Below are 370 nucleotides of genomic sequence, written 5' to 3' on the forward strand. Positions count from 1 at the left end.
GAATGGCATCGGCGACGCCGAAAGCGCGGCGGTGGGACAGCTGGTCGGCCACCAGGTTATCCGCCAGATCCAGCATATCGCTGTTGACGGATTCGGATTGCTGGTCGTGATCTCCCACGGCGCGCGCGGAAGCACGCATCTTGTGCAGCATCTGGCCGATGAAGAAGCTTTCGAATTTGACCGCTGCCTCGGTGGCCTTGGCGCGGTAAGCCTCGTCCGGCTGGGCGACGGGCGCCTGCAGGTTCGGCAACTCGGACTCGGTGCCGAGGCTCTGGGCTAGAGGATTGATGCGGCTGCTATCCATCAGATCACCACCAGCTCGCCTTCGATGGCGCCGGCCTGGTCCAGCGCCTGCAGGATGGCCATGATG

At 64.1% G+C, this 370-nt stretch carries 1 pseudogene; it reads right to left on the reverse strand.

What is annotated here, in order from left to right:
- A pseudogene (locus AB4Z32_RS27885) lies at positions 1-304 on the reverse strand (rod-binding protein); the annotation flags it as partial.
- Between the last annotated feature and the right edge of the window lie 66 nt (positions 305-370).

The sequence above is a fragment of the Massilia sp. 2TAF26 genome (assembly GCF_052115005.1).
In the GTDB taxonomy this organism is placed as follows: domain Bacteria; phylum Pseudomonadota; class Gammaproteobacteria; order Burkholderiales; family Burkholderiaceae_D; genus Telluria.